General features: G+C 35.9%; 20 protein-coding genes, 1 other RNA gene and 1 other annotated feature. Of the genes, 15 read left to right on the plus strand and 6 right to left on the minus strand.

The window, feature by feature from the left end:
* From J2S19_RS13125 to dtd, 5 genes are all read left to right on the plus strand, one after another.
* Positions 1-303, plus strand: coding sequence for a LapA family protein (locus J2S19_RS13125; protein WP_307342602.1), 303 nt, complete (start codon positions 1-3; stop codon positions 301-303).
* Between the two features lie 92 nt (positions 304-395).
* Positions 396-2759: a single-stranded-DNA-specific exonuclease RecJ gene (gene recJ, locus J2S19_RS13130; protein WP_307342606.1), complete on the plus strand. Its 2364-nt coding sequence runs from the start codon at positions 396-398 to the stop codon at positions 2757-2759.
* 14 nt (positions 2760-2773) lie between these two features.
* Complete coding sequence (locus J2S19_RS13135; protein WP_307342609.1) at positions 2774-3286, plus strand: adenine phosphoribosyltransferase; 513 nt, start codon at positions 2774-2776, stop codon at positions 3284-3286.
* A 269-nt stretch (positions 3287-3555) separates the two neighbouring features.
* On the plus strand, positions 3556-5760 hold the full coding sequence (locus J2S19_RS13140) for a RelA/SpoT family protein (protein ID WP_307342612.1): 2205 nt from the start codon (positions 3556-3558) through the stop codon (positions 5758-5760).
* Positions 5761-5792: 32 nt separating this feature from the next.
* Positions 5793-6233 carry a D-aminoacyl-tRNA deacylase gene (gene dtd / locus J2S19_RS13145; protein ID WP_307342615.1) on the plus strand — a complete coding sequence of 147 codons (441 nt, stop codon included), beginning with the start codon at positions 5793-5795 and terminating at the stop codon, positions 6231-6233.
* A gap of 150 nt (positions 6234-6383) precedes the next feature.
* On the opposite strand, the gene J2S19_RS13150 is transcribed toward dtd, so the two are convergent.
* The 3 genes from J2S19_RS13150 to J2S19_RS13160 form a co-directional block, all read right to left on the minus strand.
* Positions 6384-6794 (minus strand): DUF3021 domain-containing protein, encoded by a 411-nt coding sequence (locus J2S19_RS13150; RefSeq protein WP_307342619.1) that lies wholly within the window; start codon positions 6792-6794, stop codon positions 6384-6386.
* Positions 6795-6799: 5 nt separating this feature from the next.
* Complete coding sequence (locus tag J2S19_RS13155; RefSeq protein WP_307342622.1) at positions 6800-7249, minus strand: LytTR family DNA-binding domain-containing protein; 450 nt, start codon at positions 7247-7249, stop codon at positions 6800-6802.
* A gap of 348 nt (positions 7250-7597) precedes the next feature.
* A complete protein-coding gene (locus J2S19_RS13160; RefSeq protein WP_307342625.1) occupies positions 7598-9121 on the minus strand; it encodes an N-acetylmuramoyl-L-alanine amidase family protein in 1524 nt (507 codons plus the stop codon).
* Between the two features lie 225 nt (positions 9122-9346).
* Between J2S19_RS13160 and J2S19_RS13165 the strand changes: the two genes are divergently transcribed.
* The 3 genes from J2S19_RS13165 (at position 9347) to aspS (ending at position 13370) form a co-directional block, all read left to right on the plus strand.
* Complete coding sequence (locus J2S19_RS13165; protein ID WP_307342628.1) at positions 9347-9520, plus strand: hypothetical protein; 174 nt, start codon at positions 9347-9349, stop codon at positions 9518-9520.
* Positions 9521-9567: 47 nt separating this feature from the next.
* Positions 9568-9801 (plus strand) — a binding site (T-box leader).
* Positions 9802-10112: 311 nt separating this feature from the next.
* Positions 10113-11381, plus strand: a complete 1269-nt coding sequence (gene hisS, locus J2S19_RS13170; RefSeq protein ID WP_307342630.1) for a histidine--tRNA ligase — start codon at positions 10113-10115, stop codon at positions 11379-11381.
* A 219-nt stretch (positions 11382-11600) separates the two neighbouring features.
* The gene (gene aspS, locus J2S19_RS13175; RefSeq protein ID WP_307342633.1) at positions 11601-13370 is read left to right on the plus strand and encodes an aspartate--tRNA ligase; all 1770 of its coding nucleotides are present in this window, start codon (positions 11601-11603) and stop codon (positions 13368-13370) included.
* 174 nt (positions 13371-13544) lie between these two features.
* Here aspS and ssrS read toward each other — a convergent pair.
* A non-coding RNA gene (gene ssrS, locus J2S19_RS13180) (6S RNA) lies at positions 13545-13734 on the minus strand.
* Between the two features lie 464 nt (positions 13735-14198).
* Between ssrS and J2S19_RS13185 the strand changes: the two genes are divergently transcribed.
* On the plus strand, positions 14199-14966 hold the full coding sequence (locus J2S19_RS13185) for a tRNA threonylcarbamoyladenosine dehydratase (protein WP_307342636.1): 768 nt from the start codon (positions 14199-14201) through the stop codon (positions 14964-14966).
* 37 nt (positions 14967-15003) lie between these two features.
* Here the strand turns inward: J2S19_RS13185 and J2S19_RS13190 are convergent, their stop codons facing one another.
* Together J2S19_RS13190 and J2S19_RS13195 are read right to left on the minus strand one after the other, a co-directional pair.
* Positions 15004-15570 (minus strand): hypothetical protein, encoded by a 567-nt coding sequence (locus J2S19_RS13190; protein ID WP_307342639.1) that lies wholly within the window; start codon positions 15568-15570, stop codon positions 15004-15006.
* Positions 15571-15683: 113 nt separating this feature from the next.
* Positions 15684-16940 (minus strand): replication-associated recombination protein A, encoded by a 1257-nt coding sequence (locus J2S19_RS13195; protein ID WP_307342919.1) that lies wholly within the window; start codon positions 16938-16940, stop codon positions 15684-15686.
* A 371-nt stretch (positions 16941-17311) separates the two neighbouring features.
* On the opposite strand from J2S19_RS13195, the gene J2S19_RS13200 reads away from it, so the two are divergent.
* From J2S19_RS13200 to recD2, 6 genes are all read left to right on the plus strand, one after another.
* Positions 17312-17992, plus strand: coding sequence for a YczE/YyaS/YitT family protein (locus J2S19_RS13200; RefSeq protein WP_307342642.1), 681 nt, complete (start codon positions 17312-17314; stop codon positions 17990-17992).
* Positions 17993-18004: 12 nt separating this feature from the next.
* Complete coding sequence (gene cymR / locus J2S19_RS13205) at positions 18005-18421, plus strand: cysteine metabolism transcriptional regulator CymR (protein ID WP_307342645.1); 417 nt, start codon at positions 18005-18007, stop codon at positions 18419-18421.
* A gap of 105 nt (positions 18422-18526) precedes the next feature.
* Positions 18527-19669 carry a cysteine desulfurase family protein gene (locus J2S19_RS13210; RefSeq protein WP_307342648.1) on the plus strand — a complete coding sequence of 381 codons (1143 nt, stop codon included), beginning with the start codon at positions 18527-18529 and terminating at the stop codon, positions 19667-19669.
* A 21-nt stretch (positions 19670-19690) separates the two neighbouring features.
* Entirely contained in the window at positions 19691-20800 is a 1110-nt protein-coding gene (gene mnmA, locus J2S19_RS13215) for a tRNA 2-thiouridine(34) synthase MnmA (RefSeq protein WP_307342651.1), read from the plus strand.
* 152 nt (positions 20801-20952) lie between these two features.
* Positions 20953-21609, plus strand: coding sequence for a tetratricopeptide repeat protein (locus J2S19_RS13220; RefSeq protein ID WP_307342654.1), 657 nt, complete (start codon positions 20953-20955; stop codon positions 21607-21609).
* 41 nt (positions 21610-21650) lie between these two features.
* Positions 21651-24020, plus strand: coding sequence for an SF1B family DNA helicase RecD2 (recD2, locus tag J2S19_RS13225; RefSeq protein ID WP_307342658.1), 2370 nt, complete (start codon positions 21651-21653; stop codon positions 24018-24020).
* Positions 24021-24569 lie beyond the last annotated feature (549 nt).

The following is a 24569-nucleotide window of genomic DNA, read 5'->3' on the forward strand; positions in this document are numbered from 1 at the left end:
ATGAAACGACAATGGAGTATCGTCATTGCAATATTATTTGCACTCATTATCGCCATTTTTGCTGTGATTAATGTTGAACCTGTACAGGTCGATTATCTATTCGGACAAGCAGAATGGCCACTTGTCCTCATTATACTCGGCTCAGTATTAATGGGAGGCTTTTTAATTGCTACAACCGGATTTATCCGTATAGTTGCACTGCAACGAAAACTTAAAATGGTTGAAAAAGAAAATCAATTATTAAAGGAAAAGTTAGAAAATGATCAAATGGTAATTGCTCCTCATGATACAGTGGAGGAGTAAATTTACCCAAAACTAAACTATCTATTGCCAATAACCTTAAATTGAAACCCCTTTGTCGTTTTAGTATAATAGAACGGTTGAGGGGTGAAATTATGTTAAAGGCAAAAACTCGGTGGATGATAAAAGAGTCAAATGAGGAATTGATAAATAGATTTATGAACGAACTATCATTAACACCACTTGTTGCTTCATTACTGGTGAATCGTGGTATTACTTCAAACGATGAAGCAAGAGAATTTTTACAAGCTGGTTTGAAGTCCTTTCACGACCCTTTTTTACTAAAGGATATGGATAAGGCTGTTAGCCGTATAAAACAGGCAATTGAAAAAAATGAAATGATATTAATATATGGAGACTATGATGCTGATGGTGTTAGTAGTACGACCGTACTTATCACAACATTACGTGAGTTAGGGGCAAATGTAGAATTTTATATTCCTAATCGATTTACTGAAGGATATGGGCCAAACGAGGCTGCTTTCCGATTTGCTCATGATAATGGTTTTTCGTTAATTATTACAGTTGATACAGGTATTGCAGCAGTACATGAAGCGAGCATTGCTAAAGAGCTTGGAATGGATTTAATTATTACTGATCACCATGAACCTGGACCAGTGTTACCAGATGCTATAGCGATTATCCATCCGAAGCAACCTGATTGTCCATACCCGTTTAAAGAACTGGCAGGAGTAGGGGTGGCCTTTAAATTATCTCATGCATTACTAGGTGAACTGCCTACTAATCTGTTGGAAATAGCTGCGATTGGTACGATTGCCGATTTAGTTTCTTTACACGGTGAAAATCGTGTAATAGCTAAATTAGGATTAAAACAGATGCAATCAACTAATCGGGTTGGATTAAAAGCTCTCTTAAAGATAGCCAAAGTTGAAAGCAACGCGATTAATGAAGAAACAATCGGTTTTGCTATTGCACCACGAATAAATGCGGTTGGTAGATTGCAATCTGCTGACCCAGCAGTCGATTTATTATTATCTGAAGATGAAGATGAGGCACTATACATTGCTGAAGAAATAGACTCCTTAAATAAAGAAAGACAAAAACTAGTTAACTCTATGACAGAGGAAGCTGTTGCAGAGGTCGAGACAAATTATCCGATTGATGAGTATCCGGTTTTAGTCATTGCAAAGGAAGATTGGAATGCAGGTGTTGTCGGTATTGTAGCATCCCGACTCGTTGAAAAGTACTACCGACCTACAATAGTATTAAGTATTGATCGTGAAAAAGGGATCGCAAAAGGTTCAGCAAGAAGTATTGCAGGTTTTGACCTTTTTGCGAACTTATCAACTTGCCGAGAGATACTCCCTCATTTTGGTGGTCATCCGATGGCTGCAGGTATGACGTTAAATATCGATGATGTAGATGAACTTCGTAACCGTTTAGTACAGTTAGCGAAACAGCAATTATCAGATGCTGATTTCATTCCAATTACAAATGTTGATGTATGCTGTAAATTGGAGGATATCTCAATTGAAGCGATTGAGGAAATGAATAAACTCGCCCCATTTGGAATGCATAATCCTAAACCTGTTATCCAACTTGAAGATGTAAAATTAGCAAATATCCGAAAAATTGGTTCTGAGCAAAATCATCTAAAACTTGTATTGGAGCAGGAGGATTTGCAGTTAGATAGTGTTGGTTTCGGGTTAGGTCATATCCACGATGAGCTATCACCATCTATTACATTATCGGCGATTGGGGAACTTTCTATTAATGAGTGGAATAACTTTAGGAAACCGCAATTAATGCTTCAAGATGTAAGTGTAGATAAATGGCAGTTATTTGATTATCGTGGAACAAAAAATATGGACAAGTTATTGAAAATGTTTGTTACGAAGGATCAGGACAGTCAAATCATCTCGTTTCAAGAAAAAACGTTCGAATATTTAAAACAAAATGGCTATGAACAAAATGCTGTGTTAGTAAGGCAAGTTGCTGATGCAGTACAGTTAAATGTTCATCATACTCCAGTTGTTTTACTAGATTTACCAGATTCTATGGATACACTTCTATCGATATTTAAACAAGGAATACCTTCAAGAATATATTCAATATTTTATCAAGAAGCTGAACACTTTTTCTCTACAATTCCGACAAGGGATCATTTTAAATGGTTTTATGCATTCTTATTGAAAAAAGGACCGTTTAACCTAAGAGAACAAGGAGAACAGCTCGCTAAGTATAAAGGATGGACAAAAGAAACGATTGTATTTATGTCAAAGGTGTTTTTTGAACTAGAATTTGTTACAATAGAAAATGGTGTTATTTCGACAAATTCCACAAAACAAAAACGAGATTTAACAGAGTCGAAAACATATCAGCAAAAGCAAATGCAATTAGAACTGGAAAAAACGCTATTATATACATCATATATGCAACTTAAGCAATGGTTCGAAGACCAATTTGAGTCAATAAACGATGCACTTGTGAATGTATAAGGAGGATAATAAAAATGGATTTAAAGCAATTTGTAACAGTCGTGCCGGATTATCCAAAGCCAGGCATTCAATTTAAAGATATTACGACTTTAATGGATAATGGTGATGCATATAAATATGCTACAGACCAGATTGTAGAGTATGCTCGAGAAAAAGAAATTGAGCTTGTTGTTGGTCCTGAAGCTAGAGGATTTATCATTGGGTGCCCTGTTGCATATTCATTAGGTCTTGGCTTTGCACCTGTACGTAAGGAAGGTAAGCTTCCTAGAGAAGTCATTAAAGTCGAATACGGGCTTGAATATGGTAAAGATGTACTTACGATTCATAAAGATGCTATTAAGCCTGGTCAGCGCGTGTTGATTACAGATGACTTATTAGCAACAGGTGGTACAATTGAAGCAACGATAAAGCTTGTTGAAGAATTAGGTGGGGTTGTGGCAGGTATTGCCTTTTTGATTGAATTATCCTACCTTGAGGGACGAAAATTACTAGATGGTTATGATGTTTTAACATTAATGAAGTTTTAACGATAAAAGCACTCTTTACGGGTGCTTTTTTTCTAAAAGTTGTTTTTACTCTTTTCTAAAGATTCTTTATTAAATGAATGTATCTTTCAACTATCGTTTTTAAGGGTATGACCTAATTTCGTATCCATACTATAAAAAAGATATTTTTTCTTTACATCTTTCTATTTTTTATTGATAATAGTTACAATATAGTAAGTTTTCTAATTGGAAATAGTTATAATACATGTTAAATATCGTAAATAAAGTTTTTAATATAAAAAGGTGATTCCATGGCAAATGAACAAGTATTATCTTCTGAGCAAGTAATTGAAAAGGCCAAACGATATCTCCCAAGTGAGGATATTGTTTTTATCCAACGTGCCTATGACTATGCAGAAGAGGCACATCGGGAACAATTTAGGAAATCAGGTGAACCTTATATCATCCATCCGATTCAAGTTGCGGGAATATTAGTTGATTTGGAAATGGATCCGTCTACAATTGCGGGTGGATTTTTACATGATGTCGTGGAAGACACCGAGGCTACCCTAGACGATTTAAGGAAAGAATTTAATGACGAAGTAGCAATGCTAGTTGACGGGGTAACAAAACTAGGAAAAATCAAATATAAATCCCAAGAAGAACAACAAGCAGAAAATCATCGAAAAATGTTTGTGGCAATGGCGCAAGATATCCGAGTTATTTTAATAAAACTTGCTGATCGTCTACACAATATGCGTACACTGAAACATTTACCTCAAGAAAAGCAAAGAAGAATTTCCAATGAAACACTTGAGATTTTTGCACCACTAGCACACCGTTTGGGTATTTCAAAAATTAAGTGGGAGCTAGAGGATACTTCTCTTCGCTATTTAAATCCACAACAATATTATCGAATTGTAAATTTAATGAAGAAAAAACGTCAAGAACGATTAGAATACCTTGATCAAGTAATCAATGAAGTCCGTGAACGAGTTGATGAAGTGAACATTGAAGCAGAGTTTTCGGGTAGACCAAAACATATTTATAGTATCTATCGAAAAATGGTTCTCCAAAATAAGCAGTTCAATGAAATTTATGATTTATTAGCTGTTCGAATTGTCGTCAACAGTATTAAGGATTGCTATGCAGTACTTGGTATTATCCATACATGTTGGAAACCGATGCCAGGCAGGTTTAAAGACTATATTGCCATGCCTAAACCTAATATGTATCAATCACTTCATACTACAGTTATTGGACCAAAAGGAGACCCACTTGAAGTACAAATTCGTACATTTGAAATGCACCAAATCGCAGAATACGGGATTGCAGCACATTGGGCTTATAAAGAGGGAAAACATGTAGATGAAAAGACAACATTAGACAAGAAACTCTCATGGTTTAGAGAGATATTAGAGTTTCAAAATGATGTAACAAATGCGGAAGAGTTCATGGAGTCATTAAAGATTGACCTTTTCTCCGACATGGTCTTTATCTTTACTCCAAAAGGTGATGTTATTGAACTACCTTCTGGTTCGGTCCCAATTGATTTTGCCTACCGGATACATTCTGAAATAGGAAATAAAACGATTGGTGCAAAAATTAACGGGAAAATGGTGACACTTGACTATAAACTCAAAACAGGTGACATCATTGAAATTCTTACATCAAAACATTCGTATGGACCAAGTCAAGATTGGTTGAAATTAGCACAAACTTCCCAAGCGAAAAATAAAATCCGTCAATTCTTTAAAAAGCAACGACGTGAGGAAAATGTCGAAAAGGGAAAAGAGATGGTTGAGAAGGAAATTAAAAATCTCGACTTCGATATTAAGCAAGTAATGACAGCAGATAATTTACAAAGAGTTGCAGAGAAATTTAATTTCGCTAATGAAGAGGATATGTATGCAGCTGTTGGGTATAACGGAGTAACCGCCCTCCAAGTTGCAAACCGTTTAACTGAAAAATGGCGAAAGATACGTGATAAAGAAGAACAAGAGAAAAATATTCAAGAAGTCGTGAAAGATACGAAACAGTTCCCAACAACAGCTAGAAAGCGTGACGCTGGTGTTCAAGTTAAAGGAATCGATAATCTGCTTATCCGTCTATCAAAATGTTGTAACCCTGTCCCTGGAGATGATATCGTAGGATTTATCACAAAAGGCAGAGGTGTATCTGTTCATAGGGAAGATTGTCCGAATGTTCATACTGAGGATGCAAAAGAGCGCCTAATCGATGTAGAATGGGAAAACCACGCTTCAACAACACGTAAAGAATATAACGTCGAAATCGAAATCCTAGGCTATGACCGTCGTGGATTATTAAATGAAGTGTTACAAGCTGTAAATGAAACGAAAACTAACATCTCTTCTGTTTCTGGTAAATCAGACCGAAATAAAGTAGCGACGATAAACATGGCGATCGCAATTTCTAATATTAACCATCTGCATAAAGTAGTAGAAAGAATAAAGCAAATTTCTGATATTTATTCAGTGCGAAGAGTCATGAACTAATTTGTAAAATATTTATATAAGGATTGAGTATTTTGAAAATAGTAATACAACGGGCTGAAAATGCAAAGGTTATCGTAAATGAAGAGGTTGTAGGAAAAATCGAACAAGGAGTAATGGTACTTGTCGGGATTACACACGACGATACAGTGGCTGATGCAGATTACTTAGCAGATAAAGTAGCTAACTTACGAATCTTTGAAGATGAAGCAGGTAAAATGAACCTCTCCTTGCTTGATATTCAGGGACAAGTATTGTCTGTCTCACAATTTACGTTATATGGAGATTGCCGAAAAGGTAGACGTCCTAATTTTATGAATGCAGCAAAGCCTGATATTGCAAATGAATTATATGAAACCTTTAATCAAAAATTACGGGATAGAGGCGTACATGTTGAAACAGGTTCATTTGGTGCAATGATGAACGTTCAATTTACGAATGTCGGTCCAGTTACATTAATTTTAGAGAGTAAATAAAATGTAGTCTTAATGATCATCTATTTCCATAAATGTATGATGATCTTAAGACTACTTTTTTTAGTTTTTTCCATTTAATGGAAAGAGTCATGCCTATTCATAATTACCATAAGTTAGTACTAATAAGAATCTTACACTCTATAGCTTTTTTTAACATTTTTTCAAATCATCATTTAATTTCCGTGCCTGATTTTTAAAATAAAGATAAAAAGCAGTCCAAATACCAGCATATACAACGATCGCACTAAAAATCGTTAACAGGATAATATTCGTATTAAACGGGATCCAACCGATGGTCAATGCCAAGATGAAATAAAGCACTAATACTGTTACAAAGTGAAGGATTGTTTGTTGTGATAGTGTCAGTTTTCTTATTTCAAAATACATAGGGCTTACTATGAAGAACCAGCCACAGAACAGCGATCCTAATGAATTTTTCAAAAATAAATCTCCGTCAATCGCCTCAAGGCCTCCGACAAGGAATAGTAGATTTGTAACGACAACTGCCACAATCGCTCCAAAACATATACCAATGAAACTTCTCATAATAAAACTTTTCATTTTAATTACCTCCTATTAAATTTTAAGGCTTCTCTAATTGCAGGTACATAGGTACGCGACACATACTCCTTCTTACCGGATTTAAAATAAACGCAAAGTGTACCATTGAATGATGCTTCAAAGCGGCTCAATTCATATAAATTGGCAATCACGGATTTAGACAATCGGATAAATTTATGTGCAGGAAGCAAAGCCTCAAGCTCATATAATTTTTCCTTTAAAATATATGAATCTGTGGCCGTTACAGCAAATACTCGGTCTTTTTCAGTATGAAAATAATGAATATCAAACGGTTTGAGAATATATTGCATGTCGCCCTTTTTACCGACTATAAATTCTGTCTCCTCACTCTGAAGAAAATCGATTAGTTTCTGAATTCTCTCGTTTATTTCAGGAGCTTCTATCGTAATCTTCGTTTCCTTTGTTGACTTATCGATGTTTAGATATAGTTTCATAATTTCATACCCCATTTCTTTGTTGAACATGTAAATGTCTATATTCTTGAAGTGTTTTTTACCTCCTTTCTTACTAAAATTTTACGGTGTTTTTACTTTCTAAACGAGGGATTTTCCGTAACTCGCTAGATTGGAATGGTAATATGCAGGAAATAGCTGGTGAGTTGCATTAGGTGTAGCTTTCAAAAAGGTTAAAAATAGAAGAAGGGGATAGAGGGCAACATATTGTCATTAAAGTTCCCCTCTTATTTTGTTAAACTGTTGCTTTTTATATTGAGAGAATGCTGTATCTTAATTAGTCCTTACAGTTCAGATATATTATCTAAATGTAAATATACATTTAGATAATTACTTATTTTTAAAATATTGGGCTAGACCATTATATATTCCTTGAGAAGCTCGTTCTTGGTAGTAAGGTGTTCCTACTGTTATCTCATCAGTCTGATTGCTTAAGTAACCTAACTCTAACAGGACGGCAGGATTATTATTTTCACGCAACACATAGTAATTGCCGAACTTTACGCCACGGTCATTCAAATGGGTCTGTTTAATAAGCTCCTTTTTTAGATGGGAAGCAAGTGGTCCATCTTTTATTGAGTGATAGTAATATGCTGTTGTTCCGGAAATCGTTCGATTTATCGTACTATCATAATGTAGACTTATAAAGGCATCTGCTTTCCTATAATGTGAGGTACTGACCCTTGAGTTTAAACTAATATATGAATCATTACTACGGGTCAAAAATACGTTTGCACCTGCAGAATGAAGCTTATCATATAAGAGTTTAGCAGTTGTTAACGTCAAGTCTTTTTCGAATGTACCATTTATACCGATAGCGCCACTATCTTTACCACCATGACCGGGGTCAATTACGACTATTTGGTTTTTTAAATATTGCTCTATCCCGGGTTTTCTAATTAATTTCGTTCCACCAATCGGCTCTACAATCCATCCTGCGATATAGCCTGTTTGATTATCTTCAAGGTTGATTTCAAACCAATCTCCGACTAGCTGCGTTATTTCAAAGGTATCTCCATAATTGACTGTTTTAATTGTTGAATGAGTTGTAGATGGTCCTGAACGGATATTTGTCCCGTCGTAGATAATTTTTATTAAGTTTTTTGCTTCCCGGCTGGTAGATGAATCGATGGAACTCAAAGGATTTTTGGCAATAAACCAACTCGCGACCCATCCGCTTTTATCTGTATCATAAAATATCTTGTACCAATCATTGTTCTCTTCAGAAATCGTTACTTCCACACCTTTTTTGATAGTATCAATGACTTCACTGTCTAGTCGACCATCAGAGTGGATTGATAGTTTACTTGCCGTAACAATTCCCTTTTGTTTAGGTTGAGATTTCATGGGTTTAGCAGAATTATTATCTCGTTGATATTCTATGTACCTCTCTGCGACCCAACCAACGGTCCCATTATAAGATATTTGAATCCATTCCCCACTTTTTTCTAAAAATATGGCATGTTGGCTATTTTTGAATGTTCCGATAACTTGAAAGGAAATACCTGGTCCAGATCGGATTCTTAAGCCTGTAGACTTTGTTATTACAATTAGGTCCGAAGGTGAGCTTTGAGATTTAAGATTTGTTTTCTTTATGATATGTGTCTTAGAAACCCACCCACTTTGTGCAGAGGTTAATTTGATTTTAATCCACTCATCACTCTCTTCGATAAATTCGTACCTTTCCCCTCTCTTAACTTCAGCAATTATTGGAGCGGATAGACTAGCACCACTTCTAACATTTAAGTCGTCTGTATTTATTAATACGTCATTATTTGACGCATTTACTATAGATGTTTTTGTTATACATGTAAGTATTAACAGCAACGAAATGGTGAAGAATATCTTTTTCAAAAAAATTACTCCTCTCTACTTCTTACATAACGAATAGACTACTAATTTTTCCAAGGTGGAAATCATGATTTAATCGTGTCCCATAACATTGATTTTAGCTTTAGATAGTATAAATATCTTTTAAAAGTTCTTTAAAAATATCAATGTTCCTTTATTATTTTTAAATAAATTCTGCCAAGTTAGGAAAAGATAAGAGTAATGTAGTTTGACGAAGGAGGCTTTTTGATGAGAAATAGTGAAAAAGGGGCACTATCCCATTCGAATCGTGAAATTTTTGGTGTGGATTTTCATGATTTTATGATAAAAGAACAAAACGATACATCGATGGAGCTTGCATCAGAATTTGGAATTTCGCTTCGAGAAGTAAAGAATTTAAAAAAACATCTAAATCGTTCTTGACATAGTATGTGAAAGACTCGTATGATAAGATAAAATTCGATTATATTTTTGAACCATTGAGGAAGAAAAGTATATAAGACTACACATGCAAAGAGAGGAAATGTCCTAGGCTGAAAACATTTCTACATGATGACTTATAGAACAACACTTCTTAGGTTTCTCACTGAACGATGATAAGTCTAATAGGTGATGAACGTGACAGGCGTTAACTGTTTGAGTGGAAGTAGGCTGAGGCTTATTTCAACTAGGGTGGAACCACGGGTATAACTCTCGTCCCTACATTATGTAGAGACGGGAGTTTTTTATTGTTGTCTCAGTTTTCATTATAGAAGGCTATGCTTTTATAAATGTTAATCTTTATTACTATATAGCCAAAGTGACTCATTGTTTCATTGAAATTAGACGCGTGATATGTTGATAAGTAGTCTTTTTTCAGAATCAACCAATGGAACGTTTACGACGAGAGAAATAATATGAAAGATAAGTGATATGTTACTTATACATACAATTTTTACCCGAACATAAGACAAACGCTAAGTTAGATAATAGATAGGTTTCATAACCTATACTTTCAAGAAATGGAGGGAATGTTTTGTCATTTCAAATACCAAGAGGGACTCAGGATATATTACCTGGGGAAGTTGAAAAATGGCAGTTTATTGAAAATACTGCACGTGAGCTTTGTAATAGATACCAATATAAAGAGATACGGACACCTATATTTGAGCATACTGAATTGTTTTCTAGAGGTGTTGGAGAAAGTACAGATATTGTTCAAAAGGAAATGTATACCTTTCAAGACCGAAAAGGTAGAAGCATTACATTAAGACCAGAGGGGACGGCTTCCACTGTTCGTGCCTTCGTTGAGAAAAAGCTTTATGCAAATGCTGCACAGCCAACAAAGCTATATTATATTGGGCCAATGTTCCGCTATGAGAGACCACAAACAGGTAGGTATCGTCAATTCGTACAATTTGGTATTGAAGCGTTAGGCAGCAATGATCCTGGAATTGATGCAGAAGTAATCTCTCTTGCGATGTCACTATATCAAACACTTGGGTTAAAAAGCTTAAAGCTTGTCATTAATAGCTTAGGTGATGCTGAAAGTAGAAAAGCACATCGTGAGGCATTAATCGCTCACTTCGAACCAAGCATTGGTGAATTTTGCTCTGATTGTCAGAACAGGCTTCAACAAAATCCATTACGTATCTTAGATTGTAAGAAAGACAGAGAGCATGCATTAATGGAAACGGCACCTTCAATTTTAGATTACTTAAATGAAGACTCTATACAGTATTTTAATAAAGTACAAACATACTTATCTGCTAACGGTATAGAATTTGAAGTAGATGCAAGACTTGTAAGAGGATTAGATTATTATAACCACACTGCCTTTGAAATTATGAGCAATGCAGAAGGCTTTGGTGCAATTACAACTTTGTGTGGTGGAGGCCGTTATAACGGTTTAGCCCAAGAGATAGGTGGTCCTGAAACTCCTGGTATCGGTTTTGCCTTAAGCATTGAAAGACTCCTATCTGCCTTAGATGCAGAAGGTATAGAATTACCAATTAACTCTTCAATCGATTGCTATGTCGTGACGATGGGAGAAGAAGCAAAGGACCGTGCTGTCTCATTATTATTTGAAATGAGAGCTGCAGGCTTACTTGCTGAAAAAGACTATGAAAATAAAAAGCTGAAAGCACAATTTAAAGCTGCTGACCGTCATCAGGCAAAGTATGTCGCAGTACTCGGTGATGACGAACTTGCTAGAAATGTAATTGCTGTTAAGGATATGGAAACAGGGAATCAAGAAGAAGTACAAATTAACCAACTTATTGATTATTTAAGAGGACGAAGCTAAAAAGCTTATTACTAAATACACAAACTTTTTAAAGGTGCAATGAAAAATAAATTAAAATTATTATGGAGTAAGTAGTACAGGTGAGTTACATTGATGCATTGAACCTCACCTCCAATGCTTCGAGTGAACACTGCAGTTAACCAAATAATACTACTTATATATCAGCAATAACAGAAATAACAACCTAAAATAAACTATTAACCAAAGGAGAGGTTTTTCATGTTTGGTCGTACATATTATTGCGGAGAAGTACCTGAAACAGCAATCGGAGAGCAAGTTGTTTTAAAAGGATGGGTAGCTAAGCGTCGTGATTTAGGTGGAGTCATTTTCATTGATCTTCGTGACCGTACAGGTGTTGTTCAAATCGTATTCAATCCGGAAATTTCTGAAGAAGCACTTGCTATCGCAGAACGCGTAAGAAGTGAATATGTGTTAGATATTACCGGAAAAGTAGTTGTTCGTGATGAAGAGACGATTAATCCGAACATCCCAACAGGGAAAATTGAGGTTATCGTTGAAAAAGTATCCATTATTAACGCAGCGAAAAATCCACCGTTCCTTATTGAAGATAAATCGGACGAGGTTTCCGAAGATGTTCGTTTAAAATACCGTTATTTAGATTTAAGAAGACCTGCTTTATTCAATACAATTAAAATGCGTCATGATGTAACGAAATCAATGAGACATTTCCTTGATGAAAATGGATTTTTAGATATTGAAACACCAATTTTAACAAAAAGTACCCCAGAAGGTGCGCGCGATTATTTAGTACCAAGCCGTGTTCATGAAGGTGAATTTTACGCATTACCACAATCACCACAAATATTTAAACAGCTATTAATGGTTTCTGGATTCGATAAATATTATCAAATCGCACGCTGCTTCCGTGATGAAGATTTACGTGCTGACAGACAGCCGGAATTCACACAAATAGATATTGAGGCATCATTTATGAGCCAAGATGACATTATGTCAATGACAGAGCAAATGATGGCTAGAATAATGAAAGAGACGAAAGGGATTGAAATTGACCTACCTATCCAAAGAATGCCTTACGATGAAGCTATCGGACGATTTGGGTCAGATAAACCAGATACTCGTTTCGGTTTAGAATTAGTAGATGTTGGTGAAATTGTGAAAGACAGCGGACTGAAAGTATTCAGTACGGTCGTAGCAAGTGGTGGACAAGTAAAATCAATTAATGTAAAAGGTGCTGCTGATAAATATTCACGAAAAGATATGGATGCATTAGCTGAATTTGTTGCTCCGTACGGTGCTAAAGGACTAGCATGGTTAAAGGTAGAAGCGGATGGCTTAAAAGGGCCAATTATTAAGTTCTTCACAGAGGAAGAGCAAGCCAATTTAGTGAAAACAATGGATGCATCAATTGGGGATTTACTAGTATTTGTTGCAGATAAAAAATCAGTTGTGGCAGACGCACTTGGTGCACTCCGTCTAAAATTAGGTAAAGACTTGCAATTGATTGATGAAAGTAAATTCAATTTCCTATGGGTTGTTGATTGGCCATTGCTTGAGTATGATGAAGCGACTAAACGTTATTATGCTGCACATCATCCATTTACAATGCCAGCTCGTGAAGATTTAGATTTATTTGAAACAGATCCGAGCAGCATGAAAGCTCAAGCATATGATATCGTATTGAACGGTTACGAATTAGGTGGTGGATCAATTCGGATATTTGAAAAAGACATTCAAGAGAAAATGTTTAAATTATTAGGCTTTACGGAAGAAGAAGCACATGAGCAGTTTGGTTTCTTACTTGATGCCTTTGAATACGGTACTCCTCCTCACGGTGGGATTGCTTTAGGTCTAGACCGTTTAGTGATGCTATTATCAGGCCGTACTAATTTAAGAGATACAATAGCATTTCCGAAAACGGCTAGTGCAAGTGACCTACTTACGAATGCACCAAGTACTGTAAGTGAAGCACAGCTTGAGGAATTAAATCTAGAAATAAGAGATATTTAAAACTTAAAGTCGTTTAGCTCATATCTGCTTAACAAATTAATGAGACCTTTTTAAGGGTCAGACTTTTCAAGTGCACATTTCTATAAAGATTAATGACACTATTTTAATCTTTATAGAATGAGTGTTCAATGAGTCTGGCCCTTTGATTTTGTATGTAGTTCTATTAAATGCAAAAAAAGTCCCGATTATGCCGTTACGAACTTCCCTTGTTTTGATCCCGCCAACAGCAGGTGGGTGCTCTGTTCTAAGGTTTGTAAGTCCTAAACAATCGTGTTAGAAGGCATTTACTTTGCTTAGAAACGAAAGCTCCCGTAGTAAAGATGTTAGGTCAAAACTAGGTGTGCAACGAACACATCAGGATTATGTTTGCGCTTTCATTTTGTTTGTAAATAAATATTAGCATACAAAAAAATGCATATCAAGTCTTGATGAAAAATTAGTTATTAACATTTGGTTTCATAATTTACAATTCCTTTACTTATCATTTCTTTGTTTATAATTGTATAAGGCTGGGATATAACCACCCACCCCGCTTCCCGTGAGTACTGCAAGAGGAGACAAACCCTAAACGATAACTCAGTTAAAAGCAACATTGTTTACGAAAACAGCCTATCTTTAAAGCCTTTTGTTCAGCCTCATAATCAATTCTACTTAATTTGGTAAGGAATCATTCTTGGGACAATTTGCTCGGATGTGAAAAAAGTCATATTTGATGATAAAAGTAATTTATATGAAAAGTACTTGCTTTTTCAAATACGTATGTTATATTCTTTTTCAGGAAAAAATACTGTCATTATTGATTAGACGATAAATATTGGAGTGAGGTAGTTGTTACATCAATTTTCGCGAAATGAACTAGCAATTGGAAAAGAAGGCTTAGAAATATTAAAAAATAGTACGGTAGCTGTATTAGGTGTCGGGGGAGTTGGGTCTTTTTCTGCAGAAGCACTAGCACGTTCTGGCGTTGGCAAAATAATTTTAGTGGATAAAGATGATGTAGATATTACAAATGTCAATCGGCAAATACATGCGTTACTTTCGACAATTGGCCAACCGAAAGTTGATTTAATGGAAGCACGTATTAAAGAAATTAATCCAGAATGTGAAGTCGTTTCATTAAAAATGTTTTATACAGAAGAAACGTATGAGCAATTCTTTGAGTATAAAATAGACTATGTTATTGACGCATCGGATACAATCGCATACAAAATACACCTTATGAAAGAATGTTTGATACGAAATATTCCGATTATATCAAGTATGGGTGCAGCAAATAAAATGGACCCGACACGTTTCCAAGTAGCAGATATCTCCAAAACACATACCGACCCAATTGCGAAAGTAATTCGGACACGTTTACGTAAAGAGGGAATAAAGAAGGGGATTAAAGTTGTCTTCTCTGATGAAAGTCCAATCGTCATTAGGGAGGATGTTCGTAAAGTAGTAGGGAACGATAAAGCAAAAATCCGTAAAGCAAAAATGCCACCATCTTCAAATGCCTTCGTTCCGTCTGTTGCAGGTTTAATAATGGGCGGGTATGTTGTGACAGAACTAGTAAAAGACATAAAAATAGTAAGAGTCAAAGATGAAAAATAATTAAGACATTGGGGAAGGTGACTAAAAATCACCCTCCTTAATGATAATCTAGTTTCAATTCTAACGTATCTTCAGCAATATTCTGTGCCTGTCTCAAAATTCTCGCTAAAAGACTATATTCTTGTTCCAGCTTGCTTTTCTTTTTCATAAGTTTGTCATACTTCAAGGACAATTCATTCTTTTCATCTGTTAATTTTATCTTTTCATTTAATAGTTGCTCATTTTCTGTTTTTAGCGTTTGACTATTGTACAAATTAAGCTGATTTAAGTAGCTGATACAATCTGAAATTGTCAATGATGCCTCAGGCAAATGCTGCTTACTCTTCTCATTTACTTCGACAGGTGAAGCCTTTTCTATTTGATGGGAAGGTCTACCTTTTACCTTTGCAATTCTTGTTTTCTTTGCTTCCTCAATTTCCTGTTTGTAATCACTTCTGAGAACAGCATTCCAGCGATACCCACAAGCTGCAGAAGTTCGATTTAATTGTTGCGCTACTTCCTCGAATGCGCGAGTTTGGGTATTTCCTTCTCGGATATGGTTTAAGACGGTTTTTACAAGAAACATGTCATCTTCTTCACTCCATAATGTATGTTTACTCCCCACAGCTGTCTCCTTTCTATTCAATCATGTTTATAAATAAAGTTAATCCTATCCTTACCGAAACATACTGTATTATGCAAGCAAGAGACCACAACTCAATAGGAAATAAGTGCATATTAATTTGATGATTTTGATTTAGATAATAATTTGTCATAGACCTGACTCAACGCTAATTCAAATTTTCCAGTTCGCTTTGGTTTATAATATACTTTATGTTTCAAGCGATCAGGCAGGTATTGTTGTTGCACCCAGCCATTTTCATAATCATGTGGATAAAGGTAATCGACACCTCTGCCTAAATTTTTCGCTCCTTTATAATGAGCATCCTTTAAGTGTAGTGGAACTTCACCTGATAGACCGGAACGAATATCAGCAATAGCAAGGTCTAGCGCTTGATATGCACTATTTGATTTAGGAGAAAGACAGAGCTCGATTACAGCATTTGCTAATGGAATTCTTGCTTCTGGAAAGCCTAATCGTTCAGTTGATTCAATTGCAGCGAGAGTCCGTTGCCCAGCTTGTGGATTTGCAAGCCCGATATCTTCGTAAGCAATAACTAATAATCGCCGATTAATGCTAACGAGGTCACCTGCTTCAATTAATCTTCCTAAATAATGTAAAGCTGCATTTACGTCCGAACCTCTTATTGATTTTTGGAATGCTGAAAGAACATCATAATGCGCATCCCCATCTTTATCATGTACAAAGCTTTTTTTCTGTAAGCATTCCTCTGCTACTTTTAGGTCAATACATATCTCACCTGCTTCATCTTCATCTGTAGATATAACTGCTAATTCAAGTGCATTTAATGCCGAACGTACGTCACCGCCACAACTTGTTGAAAAATGATAAAGAGCCGCTTCATCCAAATGGACTTTTTTATGACCAAATCCATTCTCATCATCTTTTAATGCTCTCAATAATGCTTCTTTTATATCTTCATCACTCAGTGGATGAAGTTCAAAGATTTGACACCTACTCCGTATTGCTGGGTTAATTGCGTGATAAGGGTTACTAGTTGTAGCGCCTATTAAAATGATTTTTCCGTTTTCTAAATGTGGAAGCAAAAAATCTTGCTTCGCTTTATCTAGACGATGCACCTCATCTAGAATTAAAATAACTTGTCCAGACATTTTCGCTTCTTCAACAACAATTTCCATATCCTTTTTATTATTTATCACTGCATTTAACTTTCTGAATGCTGTGTTAGTGCTACCTGCAATCGCAGTAGCGATAGATGTCTTACCAATACCTGGGGGGCCATACAATATCATTGAGGATAAATGTTTAGCCTTCACCATCCGTTCAATTATTTTCCCTTTAGAAACAAGATGTTCTTGTCCAATAATCTCTTCAATTTTCTTCGGTCTCATTCTAAACGCTAATGGTTGTTTCAATTTTTACACTCCAAACGTATTTGAGAATTTATTGTATGGTTAGTTATTAAGGATAATTTCAAAAAACATTGTCACTTTTGATTAGTTGTCACTATGGATTGGCGCTTCTTGCGGTGCTAGCTACTGCGGCTTCATACGCCTGCATGCCTTTTAGAAAAGGAAACTTTATTATGAATATTTAATATGGTATTTGACATCAAGTGCATATCAAACCTTGTAAGTTGGTTTTAGTGACCTTTAACTTAATAATATGCTATAATGGCTAATGTTCAAAGTATGTTGCAGAAAGATAGAAGGAAATTGAATGAATTAGCATCTTTGTGTATATAACAACCGGGGGATTGACTGTGAAACAAAATCGACTTATGTCTTCTATCATAAAGTGGTTCATCTTTTTTATTGGACTTTTCATAATGGCATTTGGAATAGTTTTAACGATGAAAGCAAATTTAGGAGTATCGTCTTGGGATGTACTCCATATGGGACTTTATTATAGGTTTGGTTTGTCTATAGGTACGTGGTCAATATTAATTGGAGTCATCGTACTCATTTCTTCTTCATTACTTTCAAAAAAACTCCCACAGCTTGGTGCAATTATTAACATGCTATCAGTAGGAGTTTTTATTGATTTATATATGTTGATGCCAGTCCTACAAACACCTGATACGTTTTTAGGGAAAATGTGTATGCTGCTCCTAGGAATTCTCGTCCTAGGTTTCGGAATGGGACTGTATATATCTGCAAAACGAGGGACAGGGCCAAGGGATAGTTTAATGATTGCACTTGTAGAAAAAACAGGGAGGTCGATTACCTTTATAAGGGGAACAATTGAGGTTATCGTCCTTGTTTTAGGATGGATTCTTGGAGGTCCTGTTTTTATTGGAACAATTATTGCAACAGCATCAATGGGGTATGTTGCAGGTATCATGATTCCGCTTTGTGAGAAGTGGACAGAATGGTTGGTATACAAGGTTGCAATTGATAAACGGCAAATGCATAACCCAAGCTTTATGAACCGAAATATATAGGGGGTTTTTTAAATGAAAATTTCAACAAAGGGTCGTTACGGTTTAACGATAATGATAGAGTTAGCGAAAAAACATGGTGAAGGTCCGACATCTTTGAAAAGTATCGCACAGGCCCATGATTTATCAGAACATTATCTTGAACAATTAATTGCTCCATTACGCAATGCTCGTCTCGTTAAAAGTATTCGAGGTGCATATGGTGGTTATATATTAGGCGATGAGCCTGCAAATATTACATCTGGTGACATTATACGCGTTTTAGAAGGGCCGATTAGTCCTGTTGAAGTGCTAGAAGATGAAGAACCAGCAAAAAGACAATTATGGATTAAAATACGTGATGCAGTTGTCGATGTTATTGATAATACGACGTTAGAGGATCTTGCTAGTTACACGGAAGGTGAGCAAGAGCCGTATATGTTCTATATTTAAAATTGTTGGTATTTTTCACAACAGTTTGTAACTCCTACAGATTGCGTTGAGACTGTTAAAGATAGTATTAGATAAAATGCTAATTGCAGAAAGGAGGTTTTTTAAGTGAAGAGAGTTTACTTAGATCACGCAGCCACATCACCAATTCACCCAGTTGTAATGGAAAAAATGTTTTCTATGATGAAAGAACATTTCGGGAATCCATCAAGTATTCACTCATTTGGTAGAGATGCACGTCGTATCCTTGATGAGTCTAGAAGAAATCTCGCGACTAAAATAGGAGCTACACCATCAGAAGTAATTTTTACAAGTGGTGGAACAGAAGCAGATAATTTAGCAATTATAGGGACTGCACTAGCTCACAGACATAAAGGAAATCATATTATCACGTCAGAGATTGAGCACCATGCTGTGTTAAGGTCATGTCAATATTTGGAGAAGAATGGCTTTAATGTCACATATTTACCAGTCGATAAGCATGGGTTCGTTTCAATAAATGATCTGAAAAGAGAACTTACAGACGAAACAATTCTAGTGACAATTATGTATGGTAATAACGAGGTTGGTACGATTCAACCGATACAAGAAATAGCAAAGTTGTTGAAAGACCATCAAGCATTATTTCATACTGATGCTGTACAAGCTTTTGGTATACTTTCAATTAATGTCAAGGAGCTAGGATGCGATTTAGTTTCAGTATCATCTCATAAAATAAACGGTCCAAAAGGTGTCGGTTTTCTATATGTGAAATCAGGGTTAAAGTTGACTCCAACCTTTTACGGAGGTGAACAGGAACTTAAGAGAAGAGCTGGAACTGAAAATGTACCGGGGATTTTTGGTTTAAGTTTAGCTTCAGATTTTGCTACATCAGAACTTGAAACGAAACAAGAAATGTTTCTTAAATTTAAACGTGAGATGATGTCCATCTTTGAGGAACATTCAATTCGTTATGAATTAAATGGTTCTTTAGAAGGTTTACCGCATATTGCAAATTTTTATTTTCCAAAGACTCATATCGAATCATTACTCGTTAATTTAGACTTGGCAGGTATCGCTGTTTCAAGTGGTTCTGCATGTACAGCAGGATCGGTTGACCCTTCACACGTATTAGTGGCGATGTATGGTAAGGAGTCAGATCGTATCACATCTTCAGTACGTTTTAGTTTTGGACTAGGCACACAGTTGGAAGATGTCCAATATGCAGCACAACAAATAGTGAATATAGTAAATAGATTAACAAATCATTGATACATGGAGGTGATAGCCACTATGAAGAAGGAACCGAAAGATACTAGAGTAGTTGTTGGTATGTCTGGTGGTGTTGACTCTTCAGTAGCTGCACTTAGATTAAAAGAACAAGGATATGATGTCATCGGTATTTTTATGAAAAATTGGGATGATACCGATGAAAATGGAGTATGTACTGCGACAGAGGATTACAATGATGTCATTGAAGTTTGTAATCAAATTGGCATCCCTTATTACGCAGTGAATTTTGAAAAACAGTACTGGGAAAAAGTATTTACGTACTTTTTAGATGAGTATAAAGCAGGAAGAACGCCGAATCCTGATGTTATGTGTAATAAGGAAATTAAATTTAAAGCATTTTTAGAACATGCATTGTCACTTGGTGCTGATTACTTAGCAACTGGACATTATGCACGAGTAGATTACCGTGACGGGGAATATAAAATGTTACGTGGTATAGATACGAATAAAGACCAAACATACTTTTTAAACCAACTTGGCCAAGAACAACTATCAAAAGTCATGTTTCCATTAGGTGATATTGAGAAACCTAAAGTAAGAGAAATGGCTAAGGAAGCTAATTTAGCAACAGCAACTAAAAAAGATAGTACCGGTATCTGCTTTATCGGAGAACGTAACTTTAAAGAGTTCTTAAGCGGATATTTACCAGCACAACCAGGCCTAATGAAAACACTTGATGGTGAAGTGAAAGGAAAACATGACGGGTTAATGTATTATACAATCGGGCAACGTCATGGTCTTGGAATCGGTGGAAGTGGTGAACCTTGGTTTGCTGTAGGAAAAGATTTAGAGAAAAACGTATTGTATGTCGACCAAGGTTTTCATAATGAGTTACTTTATTCAGATTCAATTACTGCAACGAACATTAGCTGGATTTCAGACAAACCTGTAACTGAATTATCTTGTACGGCGAAATTCCGCTACAGACAGGAAGATAATGAAGTGACTGTAACTATCCTAGATAAAGATACAGCAAAGGTGACGTTCAAACAGCCAATCCGTGCAGTGACACCTGGACAAGCCGTCGTGTTTTATGATGGAGAAGTATGTCTCGGCGGTGGAACGATCGACGATGTTTATAAAAATGGCGAAAAATTATGGTATGTATAACGAAAGTAAGATAGTATAAAATGGGGGTTGACACATCTGAAAGTGAGTCAACCCTTTTCTGTTGACTATGCTTTATAGAAGCACTGGTTAACAATAAACGAAATATAAGCCTAAAATTACATACATAATAAGAGTTATTAGGAGTGGGTTTAATGGATACGAACCATAAAGGAATCGAAGCAATGCAAAAGGGTAATTTTGAAGAAGCGGCAACAATTTTTTCAAAAGCGATTGAAGCTGACCCAAATAACCCGGTTCATTATATTAACTTTGGGAATTTACTTTCAGCAGTAAATGAGTTTGACAGAGCCATAAAATTTTATGAAAAAGCGATTGAAATTGATTCTAAAGCTGCAACAGCATATTATGGGGCAGGAAATGTCTATTATAATCTTGAAAACTATAATGAAGCAAAAAACATGTTTGAAAAAGCGATGAAACAAGGTTTAGACCAAGGTGATCTTCACTTTATGCTCGGTATGTGTTTGTTAAATATTGATCAGGGCCGTTTAGCTTTGCCATATTTTCAACGTGCTGTTGAATTAAATGAAAATGACCAAGATGCACTGTTTCAATATGGTTTATGTTTAGCTAGATTAGATTTAATCGATGAGGCTATAGAACAATTTCAATCAGTAATTGCGATAAATGAGGAGCATGCAGATGCTTATTATAATTTAGGGGTAGCCTATGCATTTAAGGAAAATATCGAGAAGGCACAGGAACTGTTACGCAAAGCGTTATCGATCCAGCCAGATCACCTTTTAGCTAGCCATGCGTTGAAAATTTTAACTAATTCAGAAAATTAATTTCTAAGCAAAAAGGACGGAACGAGAAGGGAGAGACTTTCATGCAGGAAAGTGCGGATTTATTTGGTGAACAAGAGCGTTATGTCAAAGGTTTAATAAAAGTTGTTATCTTTCATAATGATCAGAATTTATATTCCGTTTTGAAAGTTAGAGTACATGAAACGACAGAAGAAATTGATGAGAAAGAAATCACAGTAACTGGTTACTTTCCACTCCTGCATGAAGATGAAGTCTATACCTTTTATGGCTCTTTTACGAACCATCCTAAATTTGGCCAGCAGTTTCAGACTGAACATTTCCGAAAAGAATTGCCACAAACGAAAGAAGGTATAATTCAATACTTATCTAGTGACTTATTTAAAGGAATCGGCAAAAAGACTGCTGAAGCAATTGTTGAAAAGTTAGGCGAATCTGCAATTTCTAAAATTTTAGAGAATCCAAGTGTACTTGAGGGGATACCGAAAATTAACAAAGAAAAATCAAAGCAATTAGCCGAAGCACTTATTTCCCATCAAGGATTAGAACGGATAATGATTGCACTTAACCAGTTAGGATTTGGCCCTCAATTAGCTATGAAGATATATCAAGTATATAAAGATGAGACGTTATCCATTATTCAAGCAAATCCCTATCAGCTCGTTCAAGATGTTGAAGGAATTGGCTTTGTTAGAGCAGACGAGCTTGGCAAACAGTTAGGGATTATCGACCAGGACCCTGAACGAATTAAGGCAGCTTGCCATTATAATATTGAAACAATGTGTCTTCAGGAAGGTCACGTTTATTTAACAATTGATCAGCTAGTGATGAAGACAAAGGAGCTGCTAGATAGGTCGCAGCAAAGTGGAATTCAAGAAGAGACAATCCTTAATGAAATAGAAGCACTTCAGGAAGAGAATAAAATAATTGTTGAAGATGGGCGTGCCTATATGCCAACACTATTTTATGCTGAACATGGCTTAGCAAAGAACATAAAAAAGGTTCTTGAGCAAACTGAATATGATGATTTGTTTCCTGAGTCTGAATTCCTCTTATCACTAGGGCAGCTTGAAGAGAGAATGAATGTTCAATATGCTCCATCACAAAAGGATGCAATTCAAAAAGCTTTAATGTCGCCGATGTTATTATTAACTGGTGGTCCCGGTACAGGAAAAACAACAGTTATTAAAGGGATTGTTGAATTATATGCAGATTTACACGGGTGCTCATTAAATGTGAATGATTATAAAAAAGAGGAGCCATTTCCAATTGTTTTAGTTGCTCCGACTGGACGAGCAGCGAAGCGAATGAGTGAAGCTACAGGAATGCCTGCTGTAACAATTCATCGCTTGCTGAAATGGAACGGTGCGGACGGCTTTGAACACGGGGAAGATAATCCAATTGCAGGGAAACTTATTATCATTGATGAGGTTTCTATGGTTGACATTTGGATCGCTAATCAACTTTTTAAAGCATTACCAGAGAATATACAGGTTATTATGGTTGGTGATGAAGACCAGCTCCCATCCGTTGGACCAGGACAAGTTCTTAAAGATTTATTGTCAGCACAAATTATTCCTACAGTTCGGCTAACAGATATATATCGTCAAGCTGAAGGCTCATCCATAATCGAGCTTGCTCATGATATTAAAAATGGGACGTTACCTGCAAATATTGTTACGCCTACAGCTGACCGTTCATTTATTCAATGTACTCAAGCGCAGATGAAAGAAGTCATTGAAAAAGTAATCAATAGTGCAATAAGAAAGGGATATTCAGCAAAGGATATTCAAATTTTAGCACCGATGTATCGTGGGTCTGCAGGAATTGACCAATTAAATTTATTGCTTCAAGAGTTATTTAATCCGAAGGCACCTAATAAACGGGAGATCAAATATGGGGAGATTGTTTATCGAAACGGTGATAAGATTTTACAATTAGTGAATCAGCCAGATAGCAATGTCTTTAACGGTGATATAGGTGAAATCGTCTCGATTTTCTATGCAAAAGAGAATACTGAGAAGGAAGATATGATAGTAGTATCATTTGACGGGAATGAAGTCACTTATACGAAGCAGGATTTTAATCAGTTCACACATGCATTTTGCTGTTCGATTCATAAGTCACAAGGTAGTGAGTTCCCTATCGTTGTCCTTCCGATTGTCAAAGGGTATTTTCGAATGCTAAGAAGGAACTTGATTTATACGGCTATTACAAGAAGTAAGCGCTCATTAGTTCTCTGTGGTGAGAAAGAGGCATTAAAATGGGGGATTTCAAATAACGATAGTTCTGAACGTCAGACAAGTCTTATGTTAAAGTTAATCGGTGTAAACGATAACCCTATTGACGATGAATTGCAAAAAGAATTACCTTTTCCATTGGCAGATGCCAATATCGGCATGGAAAATATTACACCATATGACTTTATGGAATAACGACCGTAATAGCTATACATAGACGCTTATTGAACAAAGTTAAAACTTACTCAATAACCGTCTTTTTTTGTGGATTTACTGTATTTACAGGGAAGGAACTGTAAAATGACTTAGGAATGAAGATTAAAATCTGGCAGTCATTGAAACTGAAAACAGAAAGATACTGAGTCAAAAACCGTCTTCATAAGGCGTATGAAGCCGAAAACGAGAACGAATCAGAGTCAAAATTGTCTTCATAAAGCGTATGAAGCCGAAAACGAGAGCGAATCAGAGTCAAATTCGTCTTCATCATAAAGCGTATGAAGCCGAAAACGAGAACGAATCAGAGTCAAAACCCTCTTCATAAAGTGTATGAAGCCGAAAACGAGAACGAATCAGAGTCAAAATCGTCTTCATAAGGCGTATGAAGCTGAAAATGAGAACGAATCAGAGTCAAAACCGTCTTCATAAAGCGTATGAAGCCGAAAACGAGAGCGAATGAAACCTCAAATATCCTTTGGAAACTACTGCGAATAATAACATAAGTGAATTATGAACGATTCCTATTGG

Source organism: Metabacillus malikii, from assembly GCF_030813355.1.
Taxonomy (GTDB): domain Bacteria; phylum Bacillota; class Bacilli; order Bacillales; family Bacillaceae; genus Metabacillus; species Metabacillus malikii.

Excerpts from the sequence above, each read along its gene's own strand:
- J2S19_RS13140 (WP_307342612.1), top strand. The coding sequence starts at position 3,556 with ATGGCAAATGAACAAGTATTATCTTCTGAGCAAGTAATTGAAAAGGCC.
- J2S19_RS13125 (WP_307342602.1), top strand. The coding sequence starts at position 1 with ATGAAACGACAATGGAGTATCGTCATTGCAATATTATTTGCACTCATT.
- recJ (WP_307342606.1), top strand. The coding sequence starts at position 396 with ATGTTAAAGGCAAAAACTCGGTGGATGATAAAAGAGTCAAATGAGGAA.
- J2S19_RS13195 (WP_307342919.1), bottom strand. The coding sequence starts at position 16,940 with ATGAGACCGAAGAAAATTGAAGAGATTATTGGACAAGAACATCTTGTT.
- J2S19_RS13155 (WP_307342622.1), bottom strand. The coding sequence starts at position 7,249 with ATGAAACTATATCTAAACATCGATAAGTCAACAAAGGAAACGAAGATT.
- recD2 (WP_307342658.1), top strand. The coding sequence starts at position 21,651 with ATGCAGGAAAGTGCGGATTTATTTGGTGAACAAGAGCGTTATGTCAAA.
- J2S19_RS13165 (WP_307342628.1), top strand. The coding sequence starts at position 9,347 with ATGAGAAATAGTGAAAAAGGGGCACTATCCCATTCGAATCGTGAAATT.
- aspS (WP_307342633.1), top strand. The coding sequence starts at position 11,601 with ATGTTTGGTCGTACATATTATTGCGGAGAAGTACCTGAAACAGCAATC.
- J2S19_RS13220 (WP_307342654.1), top strand. The coding sequence starts at position 20,953 with ATGGATACGAACCATAAAGGAATCGAAGCAATGCAAAAGGGTAATTTT.
- J2S19_RS13150 (WP_307342619.1), bottom strand. The coding sequence starts at position 6,794 with ATGAAAAGTTTTATTATGAGAAGTTTCATTGGTATATGTTTTGGAGCG.
- cymR (WP_307342645.1), top strand. The coding sequence starts at position 18,005 with ATGAAAATTTCAACAAAGGGTCGTTACGGTTTAACGATAATGATAGAG.
- mnmA (WP_307342651.1), top strand. The coding sequence starts at position 19,691 with ATGAAGAAGGAACCGAAAGATACTAGAGTAGTTGTTGGTATGTCTGGT.
- J2S19_RS13135 (WP_307342609.1), top strand. The coding sequence starts at position 2,774 with ATGGATTTAAAGCAATTTGTAACAGTCGTGCCGGATTATCCAAAGCCA.